Source organism: Allohahella sp. A8 (assembly GCF_047946665.1).
Lineage (GTDB): Bacteria > Pseudomonadota > Gammaproteobacteria > Pseudomonadales > Oleiphilaceae > Allohahella.
Genome location: NZ_CP172312.1, coordinates 2,952,020 through 2,975,994, shown reverse-complemented (window position 1 = coordinate 2,975,994; position 23,975 = coordinate 2,952,020). Strand labels below are relative to the sequence as shown.

At 56.5% G+C, this 23,975-nt stretch carries 22 protein-coding genes; 10 read left to right on the top strand and 12 right to left on the bottom strand.

The window, feature by feature from the left end:
• Position 1: 1 nt before the first annotated feature.
• From ACH3PB_RS13300 to ACH3PB_RS13280, 5 genes are all read left to right on the top strand, one after another.
• Complete coding sequence (locus ACH3PB_RS13300) at positions 2–979, top strand: alpha-ketoacid dehydrogenase subunit beta (protein ID WP_416395612.1); 978 nt, start codon at positions 2–4, stop codon at positions 977–979.
• 26 nt (positions 980–1,005) lie between these two features.
• Positions 1,006–2,325, top strand: coding sequence for a 2-oxo acid dehydrogenase subunit E2 (locus ACH3PB_RS13295; protein WP_416395610.1), 1,320 nt, complete (start codon positions 1,006–1,008; stop codon positions 2,323–2,325).
• 3 nt (positions 2,326–2,328) lie between these two features.
• Complete coding sequence (locus tag ACH3PB_RS13290) at positions 2,329–4,194, top strand: protein kinase domain-containing protein (RefSeq protein ID WP_416395608.1); 1,866 nt, start codon at positions 2,329–2,331, stop codon at positions 4,192–4,194.
• The gene (locus ACH3PB_RS13285) at positions 4,188–5,591 is read left to right on the top strand and encodes an L-serine ammonia-lyase (protein ID WP_416395606.1); all 1,404 of its coding nucleotides are present in this window, start codon (positions 4,188–4,190) and stop codon (positions 5,589–5,591) included. Before ACH3PB_RS13290 ends, ACH3PB_RS13285 begins: the two co-directional genes overlap by 7 nt.
• Positions 5,592–5,747: 156 nt before the next feature.
• Positions 5,748–7,289, top strand: coding sequence for a Fic family protein (locus ACH3PB_RS13280; RefSeq protein WP_416395604.1), 1,542 nt, complete (start codon positions 5,748–5,750; stop codon positions 7,287–7,289).
• Positions 7,290–7,520: 231 nt separating this feature from the next.
• Here ACH3PB_RS13280 and ACH3PB_RS13275 read toward each other — a convergent pair whose 3' ends face one another.
• The 6 genes from ACH3PB_RS13275 to ACH3PB_RS13250 all read right to left on the bottom strand — a co-directional run bounded on the left by ACH3PB_RS13275 (position 7,521) and on the right by ACH3PB_RS13250 (position 14,175).
• The gene (locus tag ACH3PB_RS13275) at positions 7,521–8,882 is read right to left on the bottom strand and encodes an NAD-dependent succinate-semialdehyde dehydrogenase (protein WP_416395602.1); all 1,362 of its coding nucleotides are present in this window, start codon (positions 8,880–8,882) and stop codon (positions 7,521–7,523) included.
• 24 nt (positions 8,883–8,906) lie between these two features.
• The gene (doeA, locus tag ACH3PB_RS13270; protein ID WP_416395600.1) at positions 8,907–10,190 is read right to left on the bottom strand and encodes an ectoine hydrolase; all 1,284 of its coding nucleotides are present in this window, start codon (positions 10,188–10,190) and stop codon (positions 8,907–8,909) included.
• Positions 10,187–11,461, bottom strand: coding sequence for an aspartate aminotransferase family protein (locus ACH3PB_RS13265; RefSeq protein ID WP_416395598.1), 1,275 nt, complete (start codon positions 11,459–11,461; stop codon positions 10,187–10,189). Before ACH3PB_RS13265 ends, doeA begins: the two co-directional genes overlap by 4 nt.
• Positions 11,462–11,501: 40 nt before the next feature.
• Positions 11,502–12,671, bottom strand: coding sequence for a N(2)-acetyl-L-2,4-diaminobutanoate deacetylase DoeB2 (doeB2, locus tag ACH3PB_RS13260; RefSeq protein ID WP_416395596.1), 1,170 nt, complete (start codon positions 12,669–12,671; stop codon positions 11,502–11,504).
• A 204-nt stretch (positions 12,672–12,875) separates the two neighbouring features.
• Entirely contained in the window at positions 12,876–13,382 is a 507-nt protein-coding gene (locus tag ACH3PB_RS13255) for a hypothetical protein (protein WP_416395594.1), read from the bottom strand.
• 295 nt (positions 13,383–13,677) lie between these two features.
• The gene (locus ACH3PB_RS13250) at positions 13,678–14,175 is read right to left on the bottom strand and encodes a hypothetical protein (protein WP_416395593.1); all 498 of its coding nucleotides are present in this window, start codon (positions 14,173–14,175) and stop codon (positions 13,678–13,680) included.
• 189 nt (positions 14,176–14,364) lie between these two features.
• Here ACH3PB_RS13250 and ACH3PB_RS13245 point away from each other — a divergent pair, with 189 nt between their 5' ends.
• Positions 14,365–15,252 (top strand): substrate-binding periplasmic protein, encoded by an 888-nt coding sequence (locus ACH3PB_RS13245; RefSeq protein WP_416395591.1) that lies wholly within the window; start codon positions 14,365–14,367, stop codon positions 15,250–15,252.
• Between the two features lie 63 nt (positions 15,253–15,315).
• Here ACH3PB_RS13245 and ACH3PB_RS13240 read toward each other — a convergent pair whose 3' ends face one another.
• A complete protein-coding gene (locus tag ACH3PB_RS13240; RefSeq protein WP_416395589.1) occupies positions 15,316–15,642 on the bottom strand; it encodes a hypothetical protein in 327 nt (108 codons plus the stop codon).
• Between the two features lie 81 nt (positions 15,643–15,723).
• A complete protein-coding gene (locus ACH3PB_RS13235; RefSeq protein WP_416395587.1) occupies positions 15,724–16,098 on the bottom strand; it encodes a VOC family protein in 375 nt (124 codons plus the stop codon).
• Between the two features lie 141 nt (positions 16,099–16,239).
• On the opposite strand from ACH3PB_RS13235, the gene ACH3PB_RS13230 reads away from it, so the two are divergent.
• Positions 16,240–16,932: a hypothetical protein gene (locus ACH3PB_RS13230; RefSeq protein ID WP_416395585.1), complete on the top strand. Its 693-nt coding sequence runs from the start codon at positions 16,240–16,242 to the stop codon at positions 16,930–16,932.
• Positions 16,933–16,935: 3 nt separating this feature from the next.
• Here ACH3PB_RS13230 and ACH3PB_RS13225 read toward each other — a convergent pair whose 3' ends face one another.
• A complete protein-coding gene (locus ACH3PB_RS13225; RefSeq protein WP_416395583.1) occupies positions 16,936–18,240 on the bottom strand; it encodes an MFS transporter in 1,305 nt (434 codons plus the stop codon).
• Here ACH3PB_RS13225 and ACH3PB_RS13220 point away from each other — a divergent pair.
• The 3 genes from ACH3PB_RS13220 to ACH3PB_RS13210 are packed head-to-tail and all read left to right on the top strand — an operon-like array spanning position 18,239 to position 20,222.
• Positions 18,239–18,733 carry a hypothetical protein gene (locus ACH3PB_RS13220; RefSeq protein ID WP_416395581.1) on the top strand — a complete coding sequence of 165 codons (495 nt, stop codon included), beginning with the start codon at positions 18,239–18,241 and terminating at the stop codon, positions 18,731–18,733. The genes ACH3PB_RS13225 and ACH3PB_RS13220 overlap by 2 nt on opposite strands.
• 46 nt (positions 18,734–18,779) lie before the next feature.
• Positions 18,780–19,514 (top strand): HupE/UreJ family protein, encoded by a 735-nt coding sequence (locus ACH3PB_RS13215; protein WP_416395579.1) that lies wholly within the window; start codon positions 18,780–18,782, stop codon positions 19,512–19,514.
• 15 nt (positions 19,515–19,529) lie between these two features.
• On the top strand, positions 19,530–20,222 hold the full coding sequence (locus ACH3PB_RS13210; RefSeq protein WP_416395577.1) for a hypothetical protein: 693 nt from the start codon (positions 19,530–19,532) through the stop codon (positions 20,220–20,222).
• Positions 20,223–20,374: 152 nt separating this feature from the next.
• Here ACH3PB_RS13210 and ACH3PB_RS13205 read toward each other — a convergent pair whose 3' ends face one another.
• The 3 genes from ACH3PB_RS13205 to ACH3PB_RS13195 all read right to left on the bottom strand — a co-directional run bounded on the left by ACH3PB_RS13205 (position 20,375) and on the right by ACH3PB_RS13195 (position 23,678).
• A complete protein-coding gene (locus tag ACH3PB_RS13205) occupies positions 20,375–21,949 on the bottom strand; it encodes a methyl-accepting chemotaxis protein (protein WP_416395575.1) in 1,575 nt (524 codons plus the stop codon).
• Positions 21,950–22,034: 85 nt separating this feature from the next.
• Positions 22,035–22,379, bottom strand: coding sequence for a DUF6164 family protein (locus ACH3PB_RS13200; protein WP_416395573.1), 345 nt, complete (start codon positions 22,377–22,379; stop codon positions 22,035–22,037).
• A 42-nt stretch (positions 22,380–22,421) separates the two neighbouring features.
• The gene (locus ACH3PB_RS13195; protein WP_416395572.1) at positions 22,422–23,678 is read right to left on the bottom strand and encodes an HD-GYP domain-containing protein; all 1,257 of its coding nucleotides are present in this window, start codon (positions 23,676–23,678) and stop codon (positions 22,422–22,424) included.
• Between the last annotated feature and the right edge of the window lie 297 nt (positions 23,679–23,975).

The following is a 23,975-nucleotide window of genomic DNA, read 5'->3' as shown; positions in this document are numbered from 1 at the left end:
GATGGCTAAGATGAATATGCTCCAGGCCATCAACGATGCGCTTGATATCGCTATGGCCGCCAATGAAAAGGTGCTCTGCTTCGGCGAAGACGTCGGTGTGTTTGGTGGTGTGTTTCGCGCGACCAGTAACCTGCAGAAAAAGTACGGCCGTTCCCGCTGTTTCAACACGCCTATTGTGGAGCAGGGAATCATCGGTTTCGCCAATGGCCTGGCCGCTCAGGGATCGATACCGGTAGCAGAGATCCAGTTCGCGGATTACATCTTTCCGGCCTTCGATCAGATCGTCAACGAAACGGCCAAGTTCCGTTACCGCTCAGGGAATCTCTTCAACGTCGGCGGCCTCACTATCCGTACGCCTTATGGCGCGGGTATCTCAGGCGGCCTGTACCACTCTCAGTCGCCGGAAGCCTACTTCGCTCACACGCCGGGCCTCCAGATTGTGGTTCCGCGAAATCCCCACCAGGCCAAAGGCCTGTTGTTGGCCGCTATCAATGACCCTAACCCCACCCTGTTTTTTGAGCCCAAGCGCCTGTATCGCGCCTCCGTCGGTGAGGTGCCTGAAGGCGAATACGAGCTACCCCTGGGCAAGGCCGAAGTCATCAAGGAGGGCACAGATGTGACCGTGCTGGGTTGGGGCGCGCAGATGGAAGTCATCGCAAAAGCGGTCGAACGAGCCGAAAAAGACGGCTTCTCCTGCGAAGTGATCGACCTGCGCACCATCCTGCCCTGGGATGTCGAGACCGTCGTCAAATCGGTCCTGAAGACCGGTCGACTGGTGGTCACCCATGAAGCCCCGCTCACGGGTGGCTTTGCCGGAGAAATCGCCGCGACCATACAGGAGCGCTGCTTCCTCTATCTAGAGTCGCCAATTGCTCGCGTCACCGGTATGGATACGCCAGTGCCGTTGGTGCTGGAGAAAGAACATTTACCCAATGAACTGAAAGTCTATGACGCCATTCGCGAAAGCGTGGAATTTTAAGCCGATATTCGGACAGGAGACTGATCATGAGTGATTTTATACTGCCCGATGTCGGTGAAGGCATCGTGGAGTGCGAAGTAGTTGAATGGCTGGTGAGCGAGGGCGATGAGATCGAGGAAGATCAGCCGGTCGTCGAAGTCATGACAGATAAGGCGCTGGTGGAAATAACGGCGCCGGAAGCGGGCCGTATCACCAGGCTTTATTATCAGAAGGAAGCGCTGGCCAAAGTGCATTCGCCGCTGTTCGCGTATATGCCCAAAGGCGAGGCAGCCGAACAAGGCGTGGACGAAGCTGCAGACTCTGCAGGAGAGGTGTCATCCGGCTCGCCATCAGCTGCATCAGCTGACGCTGTATCTGCACAACCGTCCAGGCCTGCCACTGAAACTCGATCGAGCAGCATCGGCAATCAGATGCGAATCCCTGCCAGCCCGGCGGTACGCAGGCTAGCTCGCGAACACGAGCTGAACCTGGAGGAGATTGACGGATCGGGCAAGGACGGCCGTGTGCTCAAGGAAGATGTCCAGGCTTATCTCGATAGCGCTTCCACCGGCCAACGAAGCGCCACCAAGCCGGCCGATAGCAGGCCAGTTGATAAGTCTGGCGAGGGGTCAGGAGATTCAGTCAACCATGCGCCCAGCCAGGACCTTCGCATAGAACCTATCCGCGGCGTGCGAGCAGTGATGGCACGACGAATGGTTGAATCAGCCTCGACGATCCCACACTTCATTTTCAATGAGGATATCGACGTCACTGAGCTGTTGGCCTTGCGCGAGCAATTGAAGCCAGCTGCGGATGCCGCTGGTGTTCGTCTGACCTTGATGCCGTTCATCATGAAGGCCATGGCGCTGGCCATCCAGAAATTTCCGATTCTGAATAGTCGTCTGAACGCTGAAGCTACCGAGATCCACTACCTGCCGAACTGCAACATCGGCATGGCGGTGGACAGTGAAGCTGGACTCATCGTGCCGAATATAAAAGGTGTGGAAAGTCTAACCCTGGTCGAAATCGCCAGCGAAGTGGCGCGCCTGACCACGGCAGCACGGGAAGGCCGGGCAGGTCAGGCGGACCTGAAAGACGGCACCATCACCATCTCTAATATTGGCGCACTTGGCGGAACCTACGCATCGCCGATCATCAACGCACCTGAGGTGGCCATCGTCGCGCTGGGCCGCACTCAGCATCTGCCTCGATTCGATGACAGCGGCCAGGTCGTGTCGCGGGCGATCATGCCTGTCAGCTGGGCTGGCGATCATCGCATTATCGACGGTGGCACGATTGCGCGCTTCAGCAATTGCTGGAAGGGCTATCTGGAGTCTCCGCAGTCCATGCTCTTGCATATGGGCTGATTGATGCTCTCCCGGCCGACGCAGCCAGCCCAACTTCAGCAGTTCTACATTCCGGAAGAGCAGTCCATTTATCTGCTCAGCCAGGATGATGCGAAAAAGCTGAAGGACTGGGTGGCGCTGTGCACGGATCAACTTCGGCAGCTGGGCTATCGCGATATCGAGATGATCGGCAAGGGGGCCTACGGTTTTGTGTTTGCCGGCCGCCCGGCGGTGCAGGCACAGCGCGATGTCGAGCACGTTTTCAAGTTCACCCGGGTTACCCTGGCGCAGCATTTACAGGACCGGCTGGAAGACGAAGCCTTCATCCTAGAACAAGTCGAGCATCCACGTGTGCCACGTTTCATCGCCTTTCAGCGGGCAGGCAATCAGCCTATTCTGGTGATGGAGCGTGCACCAGGATTCAACCTGGAACAGGTCTCCCTTCGAGCCGGGAGGCTGAGTCCTCGCCTGATCATCCGTATCGCCGATCAGCTGGCCGATATTCTGCGCAAGCTACGCCGGGAGTCGGGCCATTCAGGTAAACCTATCGTTCACGGCGACATCAAACCCTCGAATCTCGTCTTTGATGATGAGTCCGAAAATATCGCCCTGATCGATTGGGGCTCGGCGGTATTTGCGCAGTTGGATGCCAATCAGCAGTTCGTGACCGCCAATGTGATGGATTTGATGTCCGACAACCTGCAGCAGACTAACGCGCGCCTGGGTGATGTGTATTTTATCGGCGATGAACAGCTCAACGGCGGTCTGTCGTCCCCGCGCTTCGATGAACAGGGTGCTGCAGGTACGCTATATGCGTTGGCCTCGGGCCAATCCTGTCGCTTCGGACATCGCGCCATGCCAGCCACGTCACTCGGTTTGCCCATGGAATTTGCCCGCATGCTCGATGGAATGCTGGATCCGGATCCGGAGATTCGCGCGCGTGCTGGGGACTACTACCTGCGTGAGATGCCCCGAATGGCCCGGCTGGTGATTATCGATCTCCATGAGCCGCCACCTATACCCCTGGTGCCGGTCTGGACGCGGCAGTCTCGGCGGGATGTGGATACCGTGGTGTACAGCTCCCGAAAGTCCTTCCTGCGTGAAGCAGGGGCGCCTGAAACGCTCAGTGAGGTGAATGATGTACAGCTCGATCGCTACTACAAGAATTTCATGCAGGGCATGGGTGATACCGAAAAGGCCTTCCTTGCCGCCGTTAGTCGCCTGGGGCAATATCCGGTAGAAGGCGGGCTAGCCGTGCGCTGGGAGGCCGAAGGCGTGTACGTGGATACATCATTGAACCTGCATGATCCTGCGCTCAAGAGCAGCTTCGTAACGGCCGTGAACAACATGGTGAACCTGGCGCAGGCGATCTATCGCCAGGGCATTTTCAAGAGCTGCCTGTTTAATGCGCGCGATACCCTGCACCTCGATCGTGACCAGCCGGATCAACCCTTCCGCATCGGCAAGGGCTTGCGCCTGCCGTACCAGGTCAGCAAAGCGCCGGAACTCGAAGACCGCTCGCGGGTGCATTCCTATTTCGAAGATGGCCCTGATCCGGACGAATTCCTGACCTTGCCACTGCCCATCATCCAGGCACTCGAAGCGCTTAACACCATCCACCACACCGGCATGATCATCTTCGAAGCTTTACCGAAACACCTCAAGATTCACAGTCACTACCGCTTGCTGGCGCCAGACAGGGAGGAAGAGTTCCGCCAGCGGCTGGATGAGATCCTGGCGGCGGTCGATCAAATATCAGGTCTCGGTGTTTCGGGCTTCATGAAGATGCCATACAAGGACACGCGGTTCTTTCCGCATATCCAAAAGATGCCTGAGCGGTTTTATCCGCGTAATCCGAGGGCCTTAGCCAAAGGGAGCAATGCATGCTGAGTGTTCTGGATATCTTCAAGATTGGCCTCGGCCCGTCCAGCTCCCATTCTGTCGGCCCGATGCGCATTGGCAAGCGCTTTGTCGACGCGATATGCGAGCGGGATCTGCTGAACAGGGTCTGCCGCATAACGGTAGATCTGAATGGCTCTCTGGGTGCCACGGGTCTGGGACATGGTTCAGACAAGGCCATTATGCTGGGTCTGATAGGCTTCGAACCTGAAACTGCAGACCCTGATGAGGCTGAGCAGGCATATCAAAGGATCAGGAATGCAGGGCAGCTCACGCCTCGTGCAGGATCCAAAATCAATTTCAACTACGACACTGATCTGCGCCTACGGCCTGAAATCATTCCGACCCTGCACCCGAACGAGGTGTTACTTTCAGCAAGAGATGCAGACAACATCATCCTGCTGCAGGAGACCTGGTATTCAGTAGGTGGCGGCTTCATCGCAACAGCACAGCAGCTGGAGAAGCCGGCGGAGAATGACTTGATCGGTCTGAAACAACGCGCCCCACATCCTTTCTTCTCGGCCAACGAACTGCTGAGGAAGTGCAAGATGCTGAACGTGAGTATTGCCGAGCTCATGCTGCTCAACGAGGACAGCTTCAGATCACGAGAGGCGACCGAGCAGGGGCTCGATCGAATCTGGCAGGTGATGTCGGAGTGCATCGACCGCGGACTCTCCCAGACTGGATGCCTACCCGGTGGGCTCGAAGTGGACCGCCGAGCTGCCGGCCTGTATCAGAAGCTGCAGGAAGATGCTCGAAAGGCGAAGCTCGATCAGACCCCCGCGCAAGAGCCAGAACTCCTGTTCGACTGGTTGAACGTCTACGCCATGGCCGTCAACGAAGAGAATGCAGCCGGCGGGCGTGTCGTGACAGCGCCGACCAATGGTGCGGCGGGCATCATCCCCTCAGTCATCAGACACTACTGCGTGTCAGCTAACGGCAGCACTCAAGAAGCCATTCGAACCTTCCTGCTCAGCGCGGGCGGCATAGGCATGCTGTACAAGCAGCGCGCATCGATTTCAGGCGCAGAGATGGGCTGCCAGGGTGAGGTTGGCGTCGCCTGCTCGATGGCCGCGGGCGCTCTTGCCGCAGTCTGGGGCGGCACACCAGCCCAGGTCGAACACGCCGCTGAAATCGGTATGGAGCATAACCTCGGTCTGACCTGCGACCCGGTCGGCGGCCTCGTCCAGATCCCCTGCATCGAACGCAACGCCATGGGCGCGGTGAAAGCGGTCAACGCCGCCAGACTGGCGCTACGGGCGGCACATACCCATAAAGTGCAGCTCGATCAGGTTATTGAAACCATGCGCCAGACCGGCCTCGACATGTCTCGCAAGTACAAGGAGACGAGTGAGGGTGGGTTGGCTGTTAATGTCATTGAGTGCTGATACGGTGTCTATATGAATCGAGAATCCAATTTCAACGCGAAGGCCCTGCAGTATGGTCGCGGGCTCTTCGTCACTGACAGCTGAATTGCGCAAGCATATATGGCAGAGTGCCAGCTCAGCCCCTGGTCCTGGGAGTTTTAAGTTTATGGATGAAGCATGATCAGCAAGCTCCCCATCAATATCGACGACCTACTCCACCGCCGCACGGTGGAAAGTGAGCGCATTGAATACAAGGAGGGTTGGAACCCAGAGTCCGTCCTGCATACCTTGTGTGCCTTCGCCAACGATTTTCACAATCTCGGCGGGGGTTATGTCGTTATTGGTGTCGAGGAAAGAAACGGTCAGCCGCAGCTTCCGCCGGTGGGTTTGGCGACCACTCAAATTGATGCCATTCAGAAAGAGTTACTGAATTTAGGGCATTCTGCCCTTGCACCGCATTTTCATCCACTGACAGCGACCTACGAGATTCAAGGGAATACCATTCTCGTGCTATGGGCTCCTGGTGGTGAGATGCGGCCCTACAAAGCCAAGGTCAGTCTAAGCAGTAAAAAAGCTGACTGGGCGTACTATCTGCGAAAACACACCAGCACGGTAAGAGCGACCGGCGCGGACGAAAGGGAACTGGTAAGCCTTGCTGCCACCGTACCCTTTGATGATCGATACCGGCAAACCGCCAGCCTGGAAGATCTTTCTTCATTGTTGATGCGTGAATTCCTGCAGGAGATTAAAAGCGAGCTCGCTGCCGATGCCCGTGAGCTGGATACGGAGATCCTTGGCCGGCGAATGAATGTGGTAGGCGGACCCGTAGAGATGGCCTTCCCCAAGAACGTGGGCCTACTATTCTTCAATGAGCACCCTGAGCAGTTTTTTCCAGCTACACAAATTGACGTGGTGTATTTTCCAGATGGGCCTGGTGGTGATCGTTTCGAAGAAAAAGAGTTCCGCGGCCCGCTGGGGCGCATTACACGCGATGCTTTGAATTATATTGTCCGTAGCTACCTGAAAGAAGCTGTTATCAAGCATCCCAGCCGGCCCGAGGCCGAACGATTCTGGAACTTTCCGTTAGGCGCCATTGAAGAGGCGTTAGTTAATGCCGTCTATCACCGCTCTTACGAAATACGCGAGCCGATAGAAGTACGCATCTCACCGGAAGAGCTGGTGGTACTCAGTTTTCCAGGCCCGGATCGCTCGATACGTATGGAGGACCTGCAGGCCGGCCGCGCCGTAAGCCGTCGTTACCGGAATCGCCGAATAGGTGAGTTTCTTAAAGAGCTGGATCTAACCGAAGGGCGCTCTACCGGTGTGCCTAAAATTTTGCGGGCGATGAAGACAAATGGTTCACCCACGCCGGTGTTTGATACGGATGAAGACCGTAGTTATTTTCTGATCCGGTTGCCGGTGCATGTGGGATTCGATCGTGATGAATTGCCAAACCAGCTAGGCGCCGAACAAGTAGCCGAACAAGTAACCGAACAAGTACAGCGGTTGCTTCAGGCGCTGACGGAGGAGCCGTTAAGCACAAAGTCTTTGCTGGAGATATTATCGCTCAACCATCGGCCCACCTTCTTGCAGAACTACTTGCAACCTGCGCTGGCTGCACACGTTGTTGAGATGACTCAGCCAGATTCACCCCGCAGTCCAACTCAAAAATACCGACTAACTGACTCAGGTAGAAAGATACTTGCCCTAAAAGAGTAAGGTCGAAGGAAGCGTTGGGTTGCCCCATAAAATCTCGGGCCTACCCACCATTGAAAATATGTACGCTGGATCCATGATTTCGTTTTGGGAGGGCACGCCAGCCACTATCCTTTCGTAGAGCCGTCTTTAGCAACGAGAAGAAGTAGTATGCACGCAGTAGCAAGACCCCTGCTTTTCCTCATCCGTCTAGTGCTGTTCCTGCCGCCTGTGACGCTGGCGACAGGTATCGATCTAGCGAATCCAGACCTGCTTGGCATTCACAAATTCCCTGACGCCATGCGGCCCGAGCTCCCGGCCGTAGCCGGAACGCCGCACGCCACCACTCGGCAATCGCGGATCAGTCTTTACAATGCCATTGACCGCCACCTGGCCCGCGACGAGTTCCCTCACAGCACGGTCGATCCGTCCCTGATCTTCGGTCCAGATCGCAGCCCCCAGACCATATTCCGTATCGTTGGCGAGGCTTAAGGCTTCTTCGAAATCAGCCACAGACGTCACGGCCATGACCGGCCCGAAGGTTTCCTCCCGAAAGGCACACATGTCGGGCGTGACGTCGGCCAGCAGCGTCACGGGGTAGGCGTAACCGTGACCCTTAGGCAATTCACCGCCCAGTAAACAGCGTGCGCCAGATTCGATAGTCGACTTGACCTGACGGTGCAGATTGTCCCGCAAATCTTCACGCGCAATGGGCCCGATCTGGGTATCAGCGTCCAGAGGATCACCCATCTGCAGGCGTGCCAGTCTTTCATGCAGTTTGTCGAGCATGCGCTCATACACCGGTGCCTCCACAAGTATGCGCTTCGCCGCAATGCAGGACTGGCCAGCGTTGATAATGCGTGAGAGGGTGGCGACATCTGCAGCCTTATCCAGATCGGCGTCCGCCATGATGATGCAGGGATCGGAGCCCCCGAGCTCCAGCACGGCCGGCTTGATTTCAGAGCCAGCCACTGCTGCCACCTTCGCTCCGGCAACAGCGGAGCCAGTGAAGGACACGGCAGCTATGGCAGGGTGGCGAATGGCTTGCTCGACCAGACTGGTCTCGATCGGCAGATTGATCATGACGCCGTCAGGGAGGCCCGCCTTCCTGAACACATCGGCGATGGCCTGCGCACAACCTGGCACGTGCGGGTCGTGTTTCATAACGCAGGTATTGCCAGCCATAAGGGCCGGAGCGAGAAATCGAAACGCCAGCCACAACGGCGCGTTCCACGGCAGGATGCCGAGAACGGTGCCTAGAGGCTCGTAGGTGACATAGCTCCTGGCCGCGTCCGACGCCAGCACCTCATCGGCCAGGAAAGCTTCTGCGTGCTCAGCGAAATACTCTGCGCACCAGGCCGATTTTTCGACTTCAGGTCCGCCTTCGCGTACCGGCTTGCCCATTTCGAGGGCCATCAGCCTGGCCAGCTTATCCTTCGCCTCCAGCAACTCGCGAGCCACCGATTGCAGGCATTCCGCCCGTTTCGATAGCGGCTCTCGACTCCAGTCCGCGAAGGCCGTACGGGCCTTCTCGATAGCGTCAGACATGTCTTTCTCATTCAGACTCTGGTGAGTTTCAATGAGCTCGGCAGAATAAGGGTTGCGTGACTGTAGCATTGATACCTCGTCGTCTGATGACTGTTATGTGGCTTCGGCCTTGCTGGCTTTTTCAGGTTTTTCAGCCGACTTGTGCTTGCTGGGGGAGGCAGCCTGAGAAACGGCGTTCGTAGCATCTGTACTGGCCGGGTTTGCTTGCGTCTTTGCCGGCTTGACGCTGAAGTCCAGCGGCATGGTAAAGAATGACTCACAACCTTCGCGGGTGATCTGAATGGTGTCCGATATGCCGCAGGTCTTGTCGCCATCCACGCCCCACATCCAGGGAATGACGTGGAAGGTCATGCCCTCCTGCAGAATGGCTGATTCACCCTGTTTGAGGCTGACGATATAGCCCTCGTCCCAGCTTGGCGGGAAGGCAATACCGATCGAGTAGCCTGATCTCGTGATCAGCCGGGCACCGACATCGTTGTGGGTGATGATGTTCCGGATCAGGTTGTCGGCATCAGACACCGTCATGCCGACCTGGAATTGCTCGTGTACGGCTTCCAATGCGAGCTTCATACGCTCCTGAGCTTTGTACATCGAGCTGCTCAAATCACCGAGAACCACGGTCCGCATCATTGCGGTGTGGTAGCGTCGATAGCAGCCTCCGACCTCCAGGAAGACATGCTCACCCGCCTGCAGCTCACGGCCCTCCCAGGTCGCATGACCGATCATGGTCCTTGGCCCTGAGGTGACGTACGGCATAACCGCCGGCGGCTCGCCACCCGCGCGGAACATGGCCGCACTGATGGCCGCGCCAACCTCGTTTTCAGTCACCCCTGGCTGACAGGCTTCGATACCGGCCTTCATGCCAGCTTCAGTTGCAATGGCAGCCTTGCGCATGACCTCTATTTCAACGGGTGATTTTCGCAGCCGGCTCTGTTCGACGATGCCAAAGCAGTCGAGCAGTTTCGCGCCAGCAAGCGTCGTGTGAACGAAATCCTGCTGATAGGCAGGAAAGAAGTAGCTGTTGCGTTCATAGCCGATCCGTTTGTTGGCAAGCCCATACTCGCGCAGGGCATCGACCAGCATCTGAATGGCGTCGCCGGTATCCGGGTAGGGCCGGGTGCGTTCGACCCAGGTACGGGCAAAGATATTCGACTCTTCCAGGGCTCTGGTAATCATGAAGGGCTCATCTTCGAGCGGCACCACGATGGCCTGAAAGAAGGAATACCCCGTCGTCTGGTAGTCCGTCAGATACATGATGTTTTCAGGGTCTGTGATGACCACAGCGTCGAGCTGTCGCTCGGCAATATGCGAACGTAGTTCGCTGAGCCGTCGCTCGTACTCAGCGAAAGGGAACGTCATATCTTCACGTGGCTTCATGCCGCAGCCTCCAGCACGTCGCCGGCAACGCTGCAGAGGATATCGAGTCCCTGCCGCAGATCCTCATCTGGAATCGTCAGAGGCGGTATCAGCTTCACGACCCGGCCACCTGTGCCGCAGCTGGCTACGAGCAGACCCTGCTGAAAGCAGCGATCCACTATAGTCTTCGCGTGCGCGCCATTACCGACATCGAGGCCGAGGATCATACCTTTGCCGCGCACTTCGACAGCAGAATGCGTCTTTGCCAGAGACGCCAGGGCCTGACTCATGACCTCCGCCTTGCTGGTGACCTCATTCATGAGGCTTGAGTCTTCAAAGTAACTGAGTGCCTCGGCGCCGGCCACAAAGGAGAGGTTCTGGCCGCGGAAGGTGCCGGTATGCTCGCCCGGCGACCAGTGTTGGTCAAATTCAGGCTTGACGAGATTGAGTGCCATCGGCGTCCCCATGCCACCGATCCCCTTGGCCAGGCAGATGATGTCCGGATCGATACCACAGTCGTCGAAGCTGAAGAAGGAGCCGGTGCGGCCACAGCCCACCTGGATGTCGTCCACAATCAGCAGCGCGCCAATTTCACGGGCAAGTGCCTGCAGTGCCTGCAACCACTCCACGCTAGCCACCTTTACGCCACCTTCTGCCTGAATGGTCTCGACAAGAAAGGCTGCCGGGGCGTCGACGCCGCTCGAGGTGTCCAGATAGAGTGCTCGCAGATGTTCCAGGCTCGTCTGGCCGCAACCAAGATTGCAGTCGGCGCAGCGAGTCTTGCAGCCAAAAGGATAGTGACGCACATGCTCTAACGGGACGCCTGCAGCGCCTCTGAAATATTCGTTAGCTGTGCAGGACAGCGCGCCTAGAGTCATACCGTGAAAACCGTGCGTAAAGGCCGCAATTTCTCTGCGTCCTGTGGCCCGCCGCGCCAGCTTGAGTGCAGCTTCAACAGCGTTGGTGCCGGTGGGACCCATGAACTGGAGCTTGTGTGTCATTCCTCGCGGCTCGAGTATCGTCTTGACGAAGCGCTCCATGTAACGACGTTTGGCCGTGGTATGCATGTCCAGGCTGTGGGTGACGCCATTGTTTTGAATATATTCGATGACCGCGGTTTTCATGCGCTCGTTGTTGTGCCCGAAATTCAGTACGCCTGCACCGGCGAAGAAATCGATGTACTCCTTGCCATTCTCATCTGTCTGGCGTGCATTACTGGCCGTGTCAAAGACCACAGGATAGACCCGGCAATACGCTCGGATATCGGATTCACGTTCGTCAAATACGGTCATGGCATTGTCCTCTGAGCTGGGCACTTAAGAAGGGATGGCGTTATTCTGTCGACACCTCCACGCCGACGAGTTGGCTGAAGAGACGGGTGACGAGCGGAATCAGTCGATCGTTGAAGTCGTAGTGCGCACTATGGCAGGGGGCTTGATGGGCTTCGCCGTCATCTGCACCGATGAGTGCAAAGGCGCCCGGGATGTGCTGCAGGTAATAACTGAAATCTTCGGAGGCCATGATTGGCAAGCGGATGTCTGCCAGTCCCTTCGCACCAGATACGCTGCCCCAGAGCGTTCGTGTCCGGGCGGCCTGGTCAGCATGATTGATCGTGGCTTCGTAACGGGGCTGGATATCCACCTCACACTTCACCCCGTAGCTGGCCGCAGTCGCCTGACAGATTTCCGAGATCAACTGATTTACGATTATTCGGGTGGCAAGATCGGGGACACGGATGCTGCCGCCGATCACTGCCTTTTCAGGGGTCACGGTCGGTGCACTTCGTGCATCGATGGAGGTGACACTGACCACGGCTGCCTGCTGCGGGGCGAGTCTTCGACTGCAGATCTGTTGCAGCGACATCACGATGGCACTGGCGGCGAGAACTGGATCCCGGGTCAGCTCTGGCTGGCTGGCGTGGCCGCCACGGCCGGTGACAGTGAGTGTGAAGGTGCCGTTGCCGCACATGACGATACCGTCAGGGCATGCGAGCTGCCCGAAGGGAATGGCGGGCCAGTTGTGCCAGCCGTAGATCTCATCAACGCCGTCGAGCGCACCGTCTTCTATCATTCTGAGTGCCCCGTGGCCGCCTTCCTCCGCCGGCTGGAACAGGAGCGATACAGGTCCCGGAAGCTGGTCTTCATGCAGCTTGAGCCACTCGGCAGTCGCCATCAGCGTGGCGGTATGCCCGTCATGACCACAGGCGTGCATGCAGCCGTCGCGTTGCGAGGCCCACGGTCGGGTGGTTGCTTCCTGGATGGGGAGCGCGTCGATGTCACCGCGTAGCGCTCTATGAGGCGTACCGTCGCTGATTGTTCTGGGCGTGAGCGAAGCGATGGTGCCAGTCGAGGCACAGGCTTTCCAGGGAATTTCTAAACGAGTGAGTTGGCTACGGATACGCTCGGCGGTGTCGAACTCCTGCCAGCCGAGCTCTGGATTCGCGTGCAGGTGCTGGCGCAGTTGCTGCGCACTGGTCATCGTCGCTTGCCATCGGTCCGACATGATACTCCCGTTGACTACGTTCATACCGAATCAGGAGCGATCGATATGGCCGTAAAACATGAGATCTTCCAGACCCATACTAGAGAACTGGGGCCGGCGAAGCAATGCGACTATGACTCCCGACAAGTCAACGCAACTGCGTGCTGAAGGTCGTCGCGCACCTGGCCTCGCCTGCACTGCGTTCAGTCTAAACAGGTCCGATCTTTAGCGCTTCAACCTCACTGTGCCCTCTATCGCTCGTTTCTCCGCGGAATTCTGCAGTTTTTTCAAATGTGAAATTTCGCCCTCCGTCAGCCAGTAGTCCTTCGTAGTCGGCACAGGCCCGCTCGTCACTGGCAGTTTGTCCGATGCTTTACGGTTGGCATTTCTTGGGGCCAACACCAGCCATGTGATAGCGTCATCCACGAAGCCGTTCAGCAGCTGTACCCTCGAGAGAGCTACCATGGCAGGCACGTGTCCTTGATACGCAGCGCTGCTGTACCAATATGTCGCTTCGCGAAAATTGCCCCTCGTCAAACCGTAGCCCTGTTCCGACAATATGCCTTTGTAGTAATAAGCCTGCATGTCCTCAGGGACAGTAGGCCCATCCCGGAGCGCTGCCGCTGTATCATGCTGGCCAGGCTCAACGGCTTCATGGACTTCGATCACCTTGTCTTTTGCGCAGCCTGACAAACCAATAAGCACTGCAATACCAAAGATAAGACTCTTCATCCCTGCAAATCTCCTGGGTAGGTTATCCACACCTTTCGGCCAGGTGTGTCCGTAGCACTGGCTTCAATGACTCCTGACTACGCTGCTACCTAAAACCCAGTCCGGTTTATAAAGCCCACCTCCTTGAATTATATGCATAATATTGGTCTGATGTCGCCCCAGGAAGCCTCGCAGCTTAACGACATATGGGGGGGCGTAATGCGCCTCCGACTATCTTGCTGTAGGAAGCTCGAGGTTCTTGGGGGGCTCTGCGGGACGTTGGTGACTCGGATGATCTTCGAATCAGCCCCGTCTATCAGTTCGCATACAGCAAAATAGAATTCCCACTCATCCGACAGGCCGATCCTGCTGTAATGGGTCCAATCCCGTCGCTGATCTTGCCGAAGAGGCAGTCAAGTCCCGCTTCGTCGTATACCGCCGCGTTGTAGTCGTTGACCTTGACCTGCAGATAGGTGATGTAATTGAAATTACTGCCGCGCCATGGCTCCCAGCAGTTGGCGGGCAGCGTCCTGTTGAAACTCTTCGCATAGACGACCTGGCCGGAGAGTGTTATGGGTGTAGTGCCGCCGGTGACAGTGGTGACCGGTGTTGCGCCCCCGTAATGGTGTGAACAGGTCACCGAGATCGCAGCACCGGGCGATATCGCATAAATTTCAAATGGAATAACACTGTTGGTATTGCCGACGTGTTCGCCATGATGAGGGCTCACGACGCAGGCTTGAAGTGAGATCCCGAGCAGGGCAGTCAAACTGGATTTGAACAATAGCGACTTTAGCGAAACGGGCGTGTACATGGTGTGTTCCTCGTTAGAGCGGATGACACGTTCATGGTCGCGCTATACCTGTGCGAAGTCGGTGAAAATATACAGCCGCGCAATGTGGATAATTACCGCGCGGTCTCGTTGCGCTGCAGTGACTCCCGGAAAGGATGGGTCTATGATGAAGAGTCGCCCGGAATTTCTTACAATAAGATCGAGGCTCATATGACAGGCTCAAGTCTTACTCGACGCCTGCGCAGCACCCGCTGGGCACTGATAATCATGCTCATGCCTCCGCTTAGCCTCTCAGCGGCTGTGCCAGACTCTGAGGAGCCCTTGTCTGATCGTATCGTGGTGGAGCTGCCCGAAAAGAACAGAATCGTCCGAGTCGCTATCGATGATGCGCCCCCTTATCGAATCTTCGATGGCGATGAAGTCTCCGGCATCTATGTCGAAATCTTCGAGGCCATGCTCAAGCAGGTCGACTGGACAGCGGATTATACTGAGGTGCCATTTCCAAGGGCGCTAGAGATGCTGAAAAGTGGAGCCTCTGACGCCATGCTCGGACCCATGCGCCGGCCCGACAGAGAGCTGTACATCGACTACTCAGTACCGGCTTTCCCGGCGGTAGCGAAAATCCTCTTGTACACGCAGCCTGAAAACAGGATTGATCGCTACGAGGACCTGAAGGACAAGCTAATTGGGGTGCAAAGGGGCAGTCGCTACGATCTCCGTTTCGACGTGGATAAGAGCCTTCGAAAGTATGATCACACCCACTACGAATCCTTACTCCTGATGCTGGCGCTTGATCGTCTTGATGTGGTTGTCATTCCCGAAGCGCTGGCCAGTCACTTGATCGGTGAGCTGTCTCTGAAGCTGGAGGTTTCACCCTTTGCCTTTCCCGGAAAAATTTCCTATATCGCCATATCCCGGAAGTCGGAGCTGACCTACTATTTGGAGACGCTTAAGCTAACGCTGCAGCGAATCAAGGACAGCGGTGAATATGACAGGATTCTTTCCCGATATATCCAGCCCGAAATCAGACGAGCGCCCGACGGCAGTGCAGATTACGAGCTGGATCAGCCAAGACGCGGTTCAATGACCGCCCAATGACGGTCCCTTAGGCATTCGCCTCGAAGTACCCGTCCAGCTTCACTACCTTGTTTCAGCCTTTCGTCAGCTGCCGGCAGCCAGTGCAGCCAAATGGCTCTGCACCAGCGCGAGACAGTCCTCCCAGGTCGTGCTGATGGCGTCCTCGACTCTGAACGCGTAGCTACCGTCGTCAAAATCGAAATCATAGAAGCGTAGCAACACTTCGACTTCGCCGCCGGGAATACGCCGGAATGCCGCTTCGAAATAAGCGCCACTCATGAAGTTCTTGTTGCTCACGAAAGCACCATCATCAAACGGCGGCACAACCTGATCGCCAGGTTGTGGCGAATCGATGTTTTCCAGCATAGCGGTGGCTTGAGTGGCGGTGAGTTCTCTCACGGGTGTTGCCATTCTGTCTCCAGTTTGAAACATTTGATTGTCTAGAACAGTTCTACGCTTGGGAAGGCGCGCTTGACCAGCGCGCCAGTAGCATCAGCCAAAAAAGTAAAACGCGATCTTGTTGCCATCCATGTCCCGCACGTATGCACCGTAGAAGCGGTCCTCAATGCGCTGCCCCGGCTCACCTTCATCAGTGGCACCGAGCGAGATCGCCTTATGATATTGAGCGTCAACGGCTTCTTTCGACTCAGCCGCGAACGCCACCATGACACCGTTGCCGGTGGTGCAGGGCTTGCCATCGTAAGGCTCACATACAGCGAGCATTGGCGTTTTACCGCCTTTGCCAATGAAGGCAATCCGGCCCATATCGATCAGTACTTTCGCGCCCAGGTCCGAAAACAAGTCGGTGTAGAACTGCTTGGCCCTGTCCATGTTGCTGACGCCAAGCGTGACATATCCGATCATCATGATTTCCTCTACGTGGTTGAGCCGACAAGCTAGCGCAAGTCTGCGGAAGTGTCACCCGCTAACCGGTGAGTGAGGCGATCCTGCCACCTGCAGACGACGTACCGCTGCTATCGAGCCAAGTGCCACGTACGGAGGTGGTTCATGTCAGATCATCAGCGGACCAATACGATCTTCGAGCCGGCACCATTGGCTGTATTGCTTGGCACCGGCACCTTTCTCGCGGCCTTAATCAGCTATTTTCTGTCAGCCGCTTACGGCCACGTGCCATGGTGTGTCGTGTTCTGGGAGAGCTGTAGCTCCATCAGTGCGGCTGGTAGGAAGCCGCCAGCGTTCTTCACCTTCAAGGCCATGCTACTGCCGCTGGCTGGCGTAATGTTTCTGTACTGGCTACTACTGGAAAGCTGGTTGCGACGCGTTGAAAACCGCGCACCAGGCCTGCTATCCACGCTCAGTGTGCTCGGGCTCATTGCGACCGTCGCGCTTATCCTCTACACCACCATGCTTGGTGCTATCGGTGAGCTGTATCAGCTACAGCGACGCATCGGCATCATACTGTTTTTCGGTTTGACGGCATTTGCCCACCTACTCATGCTGAAGCGTCTGTGGCGCCTCGATTCAAGCCGCAGGCCACCATGGACCCGCGTGCAGATGACCCTTTCAGTGCTGCTACTGGCGGGTGGTGTAGGCAACTCTGTGCTGAAAATGGCAATGGGCGACGATTTTGACCGTTTGGAGGATTCGATAGAGTGGGTCTTCGCGGTGGTCATGGTGAGTCAGTTCACCATCACAGGCCTGGCTTGGCGGGACACCGGATTCCGGCTTTCGGTGACCTGAAGCCTAGTCCGGCCATCTGGGATGCAGGCTGTCGATCACATACGGATGCACATGCCGGCGCCCAGACATGGCGGTATGCGGATGATCGTCTGAAAGGTCATCGTGCCAGTGCTGGAGTTCCGACGGGTCATTAGCTGGCCAGAGTTTGAACGCTGGAACGAGTGCCAGCAAGGCGAGGCCCGCCAGCACCAGCAATGTGATCTGCATCCCGACGACCGATCCAAGCCACCCAGCGAGCGGGTACGCCACTAGCCACCCCGCATGGGACAGAGAAAATTGCGCGGCGAACAGCGCCGGCCGGTCTTCACCATGAGACGACCGGGTCAACAGCCGACCCACTGGCGTCTGCGCTGTCGAAAAACCGACACCCAGCCAGGCCCATACCGGCAGAAGCCAGCCAAGACTGTCGACCGGAAGGGCGAGCACCAGCCCCGAAATCAGGATGCCCGCCCCGGTCAGCATGACCTGACGGTCCTGCCAACGCTTGAGCAGGCGCGGTAAGGCCAGCGCTGCAAGCATCGAGCCGGTACCAAAGGCGGCAAAGGCCATGGCCGTGTGCTGTTCAGTCAGGCCGAACTCGCCCTGGACCAGCACCACCGTATTCACGATGACCATGGCGCCCGGCAGACTCACGACCAGGTTCAGTGCCATGAGCCCACGCAGGCGGGGTGTCGCTGCGAAAATCCTGAACCCCCGCCGTGCCCGATCATAGACGCCCCGGTGTTCTGTCGACTTTTCAGCCACAGGCATGGCGACTGACACCACGAGCAGTGCCGATGCGACGAAGCCGATGACGGTACCGGCGAAAAGCCCTTGCCAGCTCGTTGCCAGGAGGATCAGGGCCGCTAGCGCCGGACTGATGAGATTCTCGAGGTCGTACGCCAGACGGGACAGTGACAGGGCCTTGGTGTAGTCGTCCTCATTCGGCAACGCATCCGGAATCGTGGACTGAAAGGTCGGCGTAAAGGCCGCAGAAGCAGACTGCAGCACAGCAATCAGCACGTATACCTCCCACACTTCAGTGACGAAGGGCAGGGCAAGCGCCGTGGCTGCGCGTACGAGATCCAGCGCCACCAGCATCACGCGACGAGGAATGTTCTCGGCCAGCGCGGAAGCCAGCGGTGCAATTAGCACGTAGGCCACCATCTTTATGGCCATGGCAGTGCCCATCACCTGGCCCGCATCGTCAGCTGCGAGCTCGAAAGCCATAAGGCTCAGCGCCACCGTAGCCAGGCCAGTGCCGAGCAGGGCGACTACCTGCGCGAGAAACAGGTGCCGGTAGGTACGGTGTTTCAGGATATCAAGCATGGCTCACCTTAAGTCATTGAATGAAAGCCGTATTGCGGCAGATCGGCCAAAAGGCCAGCGGTTCCTATCCTCGGGGAGGGATGGTATTCTCCGGCACAACTCAAACTCGATAGCCGGGCCCAAGCCGATAGAGATGATTACGGCCATACACCGAAAAAAGCTGCTTCCGCTGCTCGTCATGCTGCTCGCGTTAGCCGGCGTGTCGCTTTCGGTGATCGGTGAAGCCGCGTCTCACGGACTCGTCGAACTGGCTGATGCACCACTTGATCATGATGACCACTCGCACAGTCACGATGACACTGACGAACCGTCAGATACTCATCTCCATCATGATGCTGGCAATCACACCCACGAATCAGTGTTCCATCTAACCATCCACCTCCTCACCGGGCTCTCATCTTCTGCGCCGCAACATACCCCCTTCGCCGCAGAATCCCCCCGCCGTTTTCGTTATCGTCTTGAACGACCCCCAAAAGCCACTCTGACTGTTTGAAGTGACGCTGCCTCGCGGCTTTCTGAACCAAACTGTTGGAGTTTTTATGTTATCGACTTTGTTCGACGGGTCTCGGCGTGCGCGAAATGCTGCCGGGCGATACCGTCTTGTACTGGCTTTCCTGACGCTAGGCCTGATAGGGATCAGCGCTGAAGTGCTGGCCCACGCTGTGGCCCATGGCGACAAGGGCTATATCCAGGAAATCACTGGAGTAAACCTTGTTGCCTTCACCTATCTGGGGGCCAAGCACATGGTCACCGGCTACGATCATCTCCTGTTCCTGCTGGGTGTGATCTTCTTCCTCTACCGTATGCAACACATCGCCATCTATGTGAGCTTGTTCGCGCTGGGGCATTCCACAACCATGCTGCTGGGGGTGTACTTCAATATCGGCATCAACAGCTACATCATCGATGCCATCATCGGCTTGTCGGTTGTGTACAAGGCGCTGGATAACCTAGGTGCCTATCAGCGCTGGTTTGGCTTTCAGCCCAATACCAAGGCCGCTGTGTTAATCTTCGGGTTCTTCCACGGTTTCGGCCTGTCATCGAAAATCATCGAGTACGACATCTCACCGGACGGGCTGGTGCCTAACCTGCTCGCCTTCAACGTCGGCGTGGAAATCGGTCAGCTCATCGCCTTGGCCATGATCCTTATCGTCATGAGCTTCTGGCGCAAGACCGATGGTTTTTTGCGCCATGCCTACACCGCCAATGTTGCACTGATGAGCGCAGGCTTTTTGCTCATCGGCTATCAGCTCACCGGCTACTTCATCGCTTAATTCTGGAGACCAGACATGTACAACAACGATATGCCTTCTCGCGAAGAGCTGCCCAGCTCTGGAAAACTGATTCGTTCAACGATCATTGCAGCCGTCGTCGCAGCGGTGCTGCTGGTGACCGTGGTCATGCCAGCCGAGTACGCTTTGGATCCGACAGGCCTTGGCCGGATGCTCGGGTTGACGGAGATGGGTGAAATCAAGGCCCAGCTCGATGAAGAGGAGGCGGCTGAGTTGGCTCGGCAAGCTGAGCCGGCGGAATCGGCGGCTGTAGCGGGTTCAGTTGAACCTGCCGCGCCTGTGGCCGAGCCAGCTGAGCCTGTGGCTGAAACTGCCGTTGCGCCTGAGCCTCAGGCCGAGCTGGCCGCCGAAGAGCCGGCACCAGCTGCAAAACCCAAGTGGCGAGACGAGATTCGCGTCGTCCTCACGCCAGGTGAAGGCACAGAATACAAGCTCACGATGGAAGAAGGTGCCGTAGCCCGCTATTCGTGGACAACGGAGGGTGGGCCACTCAACTACGACACCCACGGTGATGGCAGCGGGCAGTCGATCTCCTACGAAAAAGGGCGCGGCGTTGCAGCCGACGAAGGTGAAATAACAGCGGCCTTCACCGGCAATCATGGTTGGTTCTTCCGCAACCGGAACGCTGGTGATGTCACCTTGGTGCTAAGAACTAACGGCGACTATGGCGAGCTGAAGAAGGCAATGTGACAGGGGAGAGCTCAGCCGTTACGCAGTCCAACGGCTGAGCGCCTGATTATTTTGCCTATGAGCCGAATGTTCTCGATATTCGGCTCAAATGATGAGCCGAATAGAAAAGCTACTCGATTCACTGGGAGAGCAATCTTGCGAACCTGGTGGACCTAAACTTTAAACTTCGCAAGCTGTCCATTGAGGCCTTCCGCCAGTCTCGCCAGTTCAGAACTAGAGCTGGAGATTTGTTCAGTAGAACTGGCAGTTTGTTCACCTTCCTCGCGGATCTCCAGAAGATTTTTGTTGATGTCTTCGGCGACGAGAGTCTGCTCTTCGGCAGCGGTAGCGATCTGGCTGTTGTACTGACGAATCTCCTCCACGGAAGATACCACCGCCTTTATCGTAGCGCGGGTGGCTTCGGCGCTTTCCAGCGTCTGGCCGGCGAGACTGGTACTTTGCTCCATCTTGAGATTGGAAGCTTCAGCGCTGGTAACCAGGATATTGATCAGATTTTCAATTTCTTCAGCCGAGGTCTGAGTCCGAAGTGCAAGAGAGCGGACTTCATCTGCTACCACTGCAAAGCCTCGGCCATGTTCACCGGCGCGTGCGGCTTCGATAGCGGCATTGAGCGCCAGCAGATTTGTCTGCGCAGCAACTGACTTGATCACCTCCAGAATCGAACCGATGTTCTTGGTGTCGGCATGCAGGGTGCGCAGCTGGTTCATGACCTCGTCCACCTGTTTCTTGAGGTCGGTAACGTAGCTCAGGGTCTCACGTACTGCCTTGTCGCCCTGCGATGCCGTAGTCGTGGCGCTATTGGCAGATACGAAGGCGGATTCTGCGTTACGAGCAATGTCGCTGACAGTGGCTACCATCTGATTCATTGCTGTAGCCACCTGATCCGTTTTGTCACGCTGATTGGCCACCGCAGCGCTGGTATCTGTTGTTACCGCAGAGAGTTCTTCGGACGATGCGGCCAGGCTGTTCGCGCCGGTTCCAATTTCCCCGACCAGCCCACGTAGGTTGTGGACCATGGTGTCGAACGCACTGAAGAGTCTACCGAACTCGTCACCGCGGTCATTCTGGATGGTGATAGCCAGATTTCCGGCAGCAACCTTGCCCGCAATATCTACTGCTGCCTGGATAGGCCTCGTAACATTTCGAGTGAGCAACCAGCCCAACAAAATAGCAAGCGCCACGGCAGTTACTGCAGCAATGGTAATAGTGTTGACAGCGCGCCCGTAGTCCCGCTCCATTCGCTTAATCTGAATATTCTGCAATTCGGCAGCAGTCTCAACTGCAATCCGGCCATGCTCCACCAGCTCATTTACAAGTGTCTCGCGAGTGGCGGACGACTCGTTCTCGCTGGCGCCGTAACGGGGCAGTAGTTTCTGATAAGCCACTACGCTGTCATTGATCACCGTCAGACGTTGCTGGTCCTCCGGAACGACGAGAACCTTTCTCAAGGAGGCCACTCGCAACAGCGCCTTTTCTGTCATTTTGAGAGCCTCATCCAGGTAACGCTGCTCTCCGCGAATGGTGAAGTTCTTCTCTTCGATACGGGCATCCAGAAGCCGCGCCTCTACGGCGCTGGCGTCCGCAACTATCAGGGATCGGTCGGCATACCCTTTCAGAGCAAAAGCGGCAGTCACTGCAATGACAATGGCAAGAACGACTACAGCGATAAAACCGCCAGCTAATTTCAGGCCCACCGAAACGCGATTGAAAAAGTGAGAGGGTGCCATAGTCGTTCTCGTGCTCTGAAGGGGAGGGGATCTGCAGGAGTATAGCTAAAGTTACCGATACTGGCGGTGGACCACCCACCGCCGCTCACTCACCAATCCCCATAAACGGCATCGTCGATAAATAGAGTACGCCGCCGATCACGCCCAAATAAACAATGACCCGCACTGGTGACTCAAGCAGATTGGCCCACCAGCTCCTGGGTGGCGGATCAGCCTGGGCCCGTTCATAGCGCTCGTGCTGATAGGCATCAATCAAGGCTCTCGCCTCGGCTAGCTGACTTCCATCCGGCAGCCATAATGCCGGTACCGAGAGATTCCAGCGTCCGGCCTCTGTCTCATAAAACTCGATACCGGCTTCTTTCAGCAGCTCACGAACGTCGTCAGCTTCGTCGTCAGGTACGCCGCGCAAGTGAAATAGCAGCTCCCGCATAGGCACCTCATCAGGAATTGAATGGTCAGCGTGCCATCTTAATCAATACCGGTCATAAAAGTACGCCAGACGTTCTTTCATTCCGAAATATTCGTAAATGCGGGGTGGGTATTCGCCGGGTTTGAGGATGCCTTCGATGGACAGATCGTTGTAAAGCTGCAGATCGAGCAGCAAGGCATCCTTGCTGGGAATATCGGGATTGTACAGCAGCACGGTAGGCTTCAGGAGCGCTCCAGGTACGATAGCCACGACTAGCCCCACACTGTCGTCGTTGAGCTGCACGATGGTTCCAGGCGGGTATACGCCCATGGTGTAGATGAACCGTTCGACCAGCGTATTATCGAGGCGGTTTCGATATCTGGCATACAGGATTGCGAGTGCGGCTTTAGGCGAAAGCGCTTTGGAGAAATCAGATGGATTACACAGGTCGTCGTACAGATTGGCGATAGCCACGATGCGACCTGCCAGACCGATATCGTCGTCCTTGAGTCTGCCAGGAAAACCGGTCCCATCAAGCATTTCATGGTGCTGTTCTATCGCAGCTACAGTCACCTTCGGTAGCAGTTTTATTCGCTGTGCCAGCCGAGAGCCCAGCAAAGGATGAGACTCGAGAATCTTCTCCTCGCTAGGTGTCAACTTGCCTCTTTTGTGAAGGATGTGACCCGGCACATCCACTTTGCCGATGTCATGAAGCAGGGCGCCGAGCCCCAGTTGTCTTAATTCTTCCGGCTGCATATGCACGGCGCGACCTAATGACAGCGCGAGCACAGTAACGTTCAACGCATGGTTATACAGGCTGAAGTTCGCATCCGACAGATTGATGAGATTCATCACAAGCGTGCCTTCTTCCTGAAAGCCTCCGATCATGCTGTCGATAACCTCGTCGGCATCTCGAATGGCGTTCGCTGGGGCGCTGTTCACGTCCTGGGTGAAGGTCTTTACCCGCTTTACAGCTTCTTTATAACGCTCTGCCAATTCGCTTCGACGATTTCGAAACTGTTCAGCCTGCTCGATGCGATGTTTCTTTTTCGCCCACATCGTGGAGCTCGTTTCAGATTTGGCTGCTTTAGGCCTGCTTTCCGGAGCGGCGGCTTTGGGCTCAGCGCTACTGCGTTCAGGGATGACCTTTACCACTGAGAAGCCGAGACTCTGGATAATATGAATCTCATCAAGCGTCTTAATCTTGAAGCGTCGGAACAGGAATGGGTGCTGACTCCAGGCGACCTCAAGATCGACGTACAGGCCAACGACCAACTGTTCGACAGGAAGGCTAATGTAGTGTTCCGCGGACTTTTTCATGACCGACTTCGGGGTGGATCGTGGAGGAATTTATTAAACTATAGAGGACTCCATCGGTATTGCGAATGTGCAGTCGTCTGCTGATTCCGGGGTTCGAAGTGATGACAGACGTGTCACAGGCGATAAGAGGCTGACTTTTTCATTTCGAATCACCTGAAACCTAATTTGATGAATTCCGTAGCTCCCGTCAGATCAGTCTGAACTGTCAGAGAGCATCTCCGGTCAGTTTCAGTGCTGCTGGCCCGTGTATTGCGGGCAGTACTGTTGGGTATTTTCCCTCAAGAACGCTACGGAGTT

Bases quoted from the DNA above. Each gene is read 5' to 3' on its own strand.
- ACH3PB_RS13275 (WP_416395602.1), bottom strand. From the start codon at position 8,882: ATGCTACAGTCACGCAACCCTTATTCTGCCGAGCTCATTGAAACTCAC.
- ACH3PB_RS13295 (WP_416395610.1), top strand. From the start codon at position 1,006: ATGAGTGATTTTATACTGCCCGATGTCGGTGAAGGCATCGTGGAGTGC.
- ACH3PB_RS13265 (WP_416395598.1), bottom strand. From the start codon at position 11,461: ATGACCGTATTTGACGAACGTGAATCCGATATCCGAGCGTATTGCCGG.
- ACH3PB_RS13240 (WP_416395589.1), bottom strand. From the start codon at position 15,642: ATGGCAACACCCGTGAGAGAACTCACCGCCACTCAAGCCACCGCTATG.
- ACH3PB_RS13255 (WP_416395594.1), bottom strand. From the start codon at position 13,382: ATGAAGAGTCTTATCTTTGGTATTGCAGTGCTTATTGGTTTGTCAGGC.
- doeA (WP_416395600.1), bottom strand. From the start codon at position 10,190: ATGAAGCCACGTGAAGATATGACGTTCCCTTTCGCTGAGTACGAGCGA.
- ACH3PB_RS13200 (WP_416395573.1), bottom strand. From the start codon at position 22,379: ATGCGGGAGCTGCTATTTCACTTGCGCGGCGTACCTGACGACGAAGCT.
- ACH3PB_RS13245 (WP_416395591.1), top strand. From the start codon at position 14,365: ATGACAGGCTCAAGTCTTACTCGACGCCTGCGCAGCACCCGCTGGGCA.
- ACH3PB_RS13285 (WP_416395606.1), top strand. From the start codon at position 4,188: ATGCTGAGTGTTCTGGATATCTTCAAGATTGGCCTCGGCCCGTCCAGC.
- ACH3PB_RS13235 (WP_416395587.1), bottom strand. From the start codon at position 16,098: ATGATGATCGGATATGTCACGCTTGGCGTCAGCAACATGGACAGGGCC.
- ACH3PB_RS13205 (WP_416395575.1), bottom strand. From the start codon at position 21,949: ATGGCACCCTCTCACTTTTTCAATCGCGTTTCGGTGGGCCTGAAATTA.
- ACH3PB_RS13220 (WP_416395581.1), top strand. From the start codon at position 18,239: ATGGCTCACCTTAAGTCATTGAATGAAAGCCGTATTGCGGCAGATCGG.
- ACH3PB_RS13195 (WP_416395572.1), bottom strand. From the start codon at position 23,678: ATGAAAAAGTCCGCGGAACACTACATTAGCCTTCCTGTCGAACAGTTG.
- ACH3PB_RS13210 (WP_416395577.1), top strand. From the start codon at position 19,530: ATGTACAACAACGATATGCCTTCTCGCGAAGAGCTGCCCAGCTCTGGA.
- ACH3PB_RS13215 (WP_416395579.1), top strand. From the start codon at position 18,780: ATGTTATCGACTTTGTTCGACGGGTCTCGGCGTGCGCGAAATGCTGCC.
- ACH3PB_RS13225 (WP_416395583.1), bottom strand. From the start codon at position 18,240: ATGCTTGATATCCTGAAACACCGTACCTACCGGCACCTGTTTCTCGCG.
- doeB2 (WP_416395596.1), bottom strand. From the start codon at position 12,671: ATGTCGGACCGATGGCAAGCGACGATGACCAGTGCGCAGCAACTGCGC.
- ACH3PB_RS13230 (WP_416395585.1), top strand. From the start codon at position 16,240: ATGTCAGATCATCAGCGGACCAATACGATCTTCGAGCCGGCACCATTG.
- ACH3PB_RS13290 (WP_416395608.1), top strand. From the start codon at position 2,329: ATGCTCTCCCGGCCGACGCAGCCAGCCCAACTTCAGCAGTTCTACATT.
- ACH3PB_RS13280 (WP_416395604.1), top strand. From the start codon at position 5,748: ATGATCAGCAAGCTCCCCATCAATATCGACGACCTACTCCACCGCCGC.
- ACH3PB_RS13300 (WP_416395612.1), top strand. From the start codon at position 2: ATGGCTAAGATGAATATGCTCCAGGCCATCAACGATGCGCTTGATATC.
- ACH3PB_RS13250 (WP_416395593.1), bottom strand. From the start codon at position 14,175: ATGTACACGCCCGTTTCGCTAAAGTCGCTATTGTTCAAATCCAGTTTG.